Here is a 5,220-nt window from a genome sequence, read left to right as displayed (position 1 = left end):
CGCCGCCGCGACCGTGCTGCTGCCCGGGCTCATGCTGCTCGCGCGCGAGCCCAAGGCACAGGGCTGACGTGGCCGACGGCAATCCCTTCGACCACAATGCGATCGACGACATCGTCCACGGCCGCATTCGGCTCGGCGCGATGGCCTATCTTTCGGCGGTGGACTCGGCCCTGTTCGCCGAGCTGCGCGACAAGGTCGGCGCGACCGACGGCAATCTCTCGGCCCACCTCAGGAAGCTCGAGGAGGCGGGCTATGTCCGCGTCGACAAGAGCTTCGCCAACCGCAAGCCACAGACGCGGCTGTCGCTCACGCGAACGGGTCGGAACGCGTGGCGCGTCTGGCTCGATCATATCGAGCGGCTCACCCGGGCCGCCGCCAATCCAGGGAGGGAAGAATGATGAAGCCGTTGATCGTGACATTGGCCGCCGCGTTGCTGGCCTCGCCGGCGCTCGCCCAGCAGGCCCAGCCGCCGCACGCGCGGCCCGCTGGCCTATGGGATCCCGCCCAGCGCCTCGCCGCCCAGCGCGAGGCGATGCAAGCCTTGGCCTTCCTCGACGGCGCCTGGCGCGGGCCGGCCGAGGCGGCCGATATCCCCGGCCCGCTCGTTCAAACGGAACGGGTGGGTACGCTTCTGGATGGCTCGGTGCGGCTCGTCGAGGGCCGCGGCTACGACGCGAGCGGCGCCACGGTGTTCAACGCCTTCGCCGTCATTTCCTACGATCCGGTCCGACGCGGCTATTCGATCCGCGCCTATGCCAATGGTTTTGTCGGCGACTATCCGCTCACCGTTCGCCCCGACGGCTTCGACTGGAGCCAGCCGGCGGGGCCGGGCGCGACGATCCGCTACACCGCCACCGTGCGCGACGGCGAATGGCACGAGGTCGGCGAGCGCGTCGCCGAAGGCGCCCCGCCTCAGCGGATGGTCGAATTGCGGGTGCGCCGGATCGGCGACACGGCCTGGCCGCGGGCGGATTCCATTCCGCCGCGGTAAAGCCGCCTATTGCTTGAGCTTCGCCAGCACGCCTTGGAGCTGCATGGCGGTTGACACGTCTCGCTCGCGCCGAAAGGCCGGGGCCCGACCATGGGCGCCAAGCCCGCTCAACCTCCGCGCTGCGACCTCAAGCCCGCCGCGGCGATTCCGGCCTCGGCGCAAGCCGCGTCAGCGGCGGGCGCCCCGCCGGAGACGCCGACCGCGCCGAGCCGCGCGCGCCCGTCCGCCGACCAGACCGGCACGCCGCCCGCGACGGTCACGACATGCGACGCCGCGGCGAAGCCGGGCGTGGCGCGCGCGCCATCCACCATGTCCGCGGTCGAAAAGCCCCAGGCCGCGGCCGCGCGCGCCTTCGCCAGCGCGAACTCCATCATGCCAAAGCCATTGCGATCCATCCGCAGGATCGCGACGGGATGCCCCCCGGCATCCACCACGGCTATGCCGAAGCTTTGCTGCCGGCCTTCCGCATGCGCGACGCAGCCGGCGACGATCGCCTGCGCGGCGCGCGCGTCGAGCCGGGCGGGCGCCTGTTGCGCCAAGGCCCCTGCGGCGCAGAGCAGCCCGGTCGCGGCGGCAAGAATTTTCATGTTGCCCTCCCTCAAAGGAAAGGCGTTCATAGTTGGCGGCCCCGCGAGCGAGCCTTGCCTTTCGACCGGCGGCTCCGTGGTTTCGACGAGGGCTATTGCTTGAGCTTGGCGAGCACGCCCTGGAGCTGCATCGCGTTGGACATATCGCCCTCGACCTTGAGCTTGCCCTGCATGAAGGCGGTCATGCCGTCCAATTGGCCGTCGGCCATCGCCTGCCAGTCGGCCCAGGCGACCTTGATCGTAGTGTCGGCGTCGCCGTCTTCCTCTGTGACCTGATTGGCGTTGCCGTCGAGCATGACGATGCCCTCGTCGCCGAAATCGAGCTTGACCCTCTTGCCGGGAAGGAAGGCGTTCGCCTCGTTGAGCTTCGCGGCCATTTCGCCCTTGGTCATCACGCTCTCCTTTGCTGCACGCCTTCTTCCCTAGCCCGCACGGGCGGCGCGTCAAGCCGACAGGAGTGTCAGTAACCCCGGCTTCCATCCCTGCCTGAACGCGGCTAGTCGGCTCGCCATGGACGCAGCCGAGGCCATCCACGAGAAGTTCCTGGCGAAGGTCGGCGGGGGGAAGCTGCCGCGTCGGACGAGCGAGGTGCAGCCCGAGGATGTCGGCCTTGCCGGCGAGACGATGGTCGAGCTCTTCTACAGCCAGTGCACGAGCCGCCAGATGGACCGGCTGTCGCGCAAATTGCAGGCGCGCGGCGAGGGCTTTTACACGATCGGCAGCTCGGGCCATGAGAACAATGCGGCGGTAGCCGAGGCCTTCCGCGTCGACGACATCGCCTTCCTTCATTACCGCTCCAACGCCTTTCAGCTTCATCGCGCGAAGATGCTGCCCGGCCAGACGCCGTGCTGGGACATGCTGCTGAGCTTCGCCGCTTCGGCCGAGGACCCGATTTCGGGTGGGCGCCACAAGGTGATCGGATCGAAGCCGCTCAACATCCCGCCGCAGACCAGCACGATCGCCTCGCATCTGCCCAAGGCCGTCGGCGCGGCGTTCAGCATCGGCATCGCACGGACGCTGAAGCTGGAGGACACGCCCCTGCCCCGCGATGCGATCGTTTTGTGCAGCTTCGGCGACGCATCGGCCAATCATTCGACCGCGCAGGGGGCGTTCAACACCGCGGGCTGGGCGGCTTATCAAGGTACGCCGATGCCGCTCGTCTTCCTCTGCGAGGACAATGGCATCGGCATCTCGACCCGCACGCCGCGCGGCTGGATCGAGGCGGGCTTCCGGGAGCGGCCGGGCCTTCGCTACATCCGCTGCAGCGGGCTCGACATGGTCGACGCCTATCGCGGGGCGCTTGAAGCGGCGCGCCACGCCCGGACGACGCGGCGGCCGGTCTTCCTGCACATGGATTGCGTGCGGCTCTACGGCCACGCCGGCTCGGACGCGCAGAGCGCCTATCTCACCAAAACTCAGATCGAGGCCGACGAGGAGCGCGATCCGCTCGTCCACAGCGCCGCGATCCTGATCGAGCAGGGGCTGCTTTCGCACCAGGAGGCGCTCGACATCTACAACGAGACCGAGGCGACATTGGCACGGATCGCCGAGGATGCAATCCGGCGGCCGAAGCTCACCAGCAGCGCGGCGGTGATGGCGAGCATCGTCCCGCCGAAGCGAGAGCTGGCCCCCGCCAACCTGCCTTCGCCCGAGCAACGCAAGGCTTTGTTCGCGCGCGACTCGACGATGATGGACAAGCCGCAGCATATGGCGCGGTTGCTCTCCTGGGCGCTCGCCGACCTGATGCTCGCGCACAGGGAGATCATCGTCGCCGGCGAGGATGTCGGGCCGAAGGGCGGAGTCTACAACGTCACCGCCAAGCTCCACGAGCGCTTCGGCGCGGCGCGGGTGATCAACACCCTGCTCGACGAGCAGAGCATCCTCGGCCTCGGCATCGGCGCGGCGCATAACGGGCTGCTGCCGATCACCGAGATCCAGTTCCTCGCCTACGTCCACAATGCCGAGGACCAGCTGCGCGGCGAGGCGGCGACCCTGAGCTTCTTCTCGAACGGTCAATATACCAACCCGATGATCGTCCGGATCGCGGGGCTCGGCTACCAGAAGGGCTTCGGCGGGCATTTCCACAACGACAACAGCCTCGCCATCTTTCGCGACATTCCGGGGCTGATCCTCGCGGTCCCCAGCAACGGCGCCGACGCGGTGGAGATGCTGCGCGAATGCGTTCGCCTCGCGCGCGAGGAGCAGCGCGTGATCGTCTTCGTCGAGCCGATCGCCCTCTACATGACCCGCGACCTGCACGAGGACAACGACGGCCTGTGGACCGCGCCCTATGCCGCGCCGGGCGAGGCGAAGCCGATCCGGCTGGGCGAGCTGGGCGTGCATGGCGACGGCACGGACGTCGCCATAATCAGCTATGCCAACGGCTATTATCTGTCGCGTCAGGCCGGGAAGGTGTTGCGCGACGAACATAAGCTCGACGCGCGGGTGATCGACCTGCGCTGGCTCGCCCCGCTCAATGAGGACGGGCTGATCGCGGCGACGAAGGGCTGCAAGCGCGTACTGATCGTCGACGAATGCCGCAGGACCGGCTCGCAGAGCGAGGCGCTGATGACCCTGTTCGCCGAGCGCGCGCCGGGCTTCCCCTGCGCCCGGATCACCGCCGAGGACAGCTTCATCCCGCTCGGCAAGGCCGCGACGATCACCCTGCCGAGCCGCGACTCGATCGTCGCCGCGGCGCTGGAGCTGGCCCGTGGCTGAGAAGCTCAGCGCACTGGTGGTCTGTCCCGGGCGGGGGACTTACGGCAAGGCCGAGCTCGGCTATCTGAAGCGTCATCACGCCGATAAAGGCGAGCTGATCGCCGGCTTCGACGCGTTGCGCGCGCAGCGGGGGCAGCCGACCCTCTCCGAGCTCGACGGCGCGGAGCGGTTCAGCCCGGCGCTGCATACGCGCGGCGACATCGCCTCGCCTTTGATCTTCGCCGCCTCCTATGCCGATTTCCTCAGCATCGACCACGACCGCTTCGACATCGCCGCGGTCACCGGCAATTCGATGGGCTGGTACACGACGCTGGCCGTGGCAGGCGCGGCAAGCGCACAACACGGCTTCGAAATCATCGACGCGATGGGCCAGAACAGCCAGGCGGGCGAGCCCGGCGGACAGGTGCTGCTGACCCTGGTTGACGAGGACTGGCGCGAGATTCCGGGCCTGCGCGGCGAGGTGGCGGCCCTGGTCGAGACGATCAATTCGCGTTCCGGTTCAGCGCTTTACCCGTCGATCGAACTCGGCGGCATGCTGGTCGTCGCCGGCGACGAGGCGGGGCTGGCGGCTTTGCTCAAGGAAGCCCCGCCGACCCCAGCGCGCGAGCCGATGCGCCTCGTCAATCACGGCCCCTTTCACACGCCGCTGATGCAGGGCTCGTCGGCGCGCGCGCTCGACCTGCCGGCGCACTGGATCGAGGGGCCGGCCCTGCCGATGATCGACGGTCGCGGCCACATCTGGCGGCCGCATGCCAGCGAGCCCGAGGCGCTGCGCCGCTACACCTTCGCCACCCAGATCCTCGAGCCCTACGATTTCACCCGCGCCGTCCAGGTCGCCGTCACGGAATATGCGCCCGACCGGATCAGCCTGCTCGGCCCCGGCGACACGCTCGGCGGCGCGGTCGCGCAGGCCTTGTTCGCGAT

At 68.8% G+C, this 5,220-nt stretch carries 6 protein-coding genes; 4 read left to right on the top strand and 2 right to left on the bottom strand.

All coding sequences use genetic code 11. The features are described 5' to 3' along the window. The first annotated feature begins 68 nt into the window (after nt 1–68). Together ACT4N8_RS12515 and ACT4N8_RS12510 are read left to right on the top strand one after the other, a co-directional pair. The gene (locus ACT4N8_RS12515) at nt 69–398 is read left to right on the top strand and encodes a winged helix-turn-helix domain-containing protein (protein ID WP_444858459.1); all 330 of its coding nucleotides are present in this window, start codon (nt 69–71) and stop codon (nt 396–398) included. Continuing rightward, nucleotides 395–991 (top strand): DUF1579 domain-containing protein, encoded by a 597-nt coding sequence (locus ACT4N8_RS12510; protein ID WP_444858458.1) that lies wholly within the window; start codon nt 395–397, stop codon nt 989–991. Before ACT4N8_RS12515 ends, ACT4N8_RS12510 begins: the two co-directional genes overlap by 4 nt. 107 nt (nt 992–1,098) lie before the next feature. On the opposite strand, the gene ACT4N8_RS12505 is transcribed toward ACT4N8_RS12510, so the two are convergent. Then, a complete protein-coding gene (locus tag ACT4N8_RS12505) occupies nt 1,099–1,578 on the bottom strand; it encodes a heme-binding protein (RefSeq protein WP_444858457.1) in 480 nt (159 codons plus the stop codon). Nucleotides 1,579–1,670: 92 nt separating this feature from the next. Next, nucleotides 1,671–1,970 (bottom strand): SCP2 sterol-binding domain-containing protein, encoded by a 300-nt coding sequence (locus ACT4N8_RS12500; RefSeq protein ID WP_444858456.1) that lies wholly within the window; start codon nt 1,968–1,970, stop codon nt 1,671–1,673. 118 nt (nt 1,971–2,088) lie between these two features. Between ACT4N8_RS12500 and ACT4N8_RS12495 the strand changes: the two genes are divergently transcribed. Then, a complete protein-coding gene (locus ACT4N8_RS12495; protein WP_444858455.1) occupies nt 2,089–4,296 on the top strand; it encodes a dehydrogenase E1 component subunit alpha/beta in 2,208 nt (735 codons plus the stop codon). Continuing rightward, the coding region (locus tag ACT4N8_RS12490; protein ID WP_444858454.1) for an ACP S-malonyltransferase at nt 4,289–5,220 on the top strand (932 nt) is incomplete at its 3' end. The genes ACT4N8_RS12495 and ACT4N8_RS12490, both read left to right, overlap by 8 nt.

The organism is Sphingosinicella sp. (assembly GCF_052387495.1).
Classification (GTDB): Bacteria; Pseudomonadota; Alphaproteobacteria; order Sphingomonadales; family Sphingomonadaceae; genus Allosphingosinicella.
This window is presented reverse-complemented; position numbering and strand designations above follow the sequence as displayed.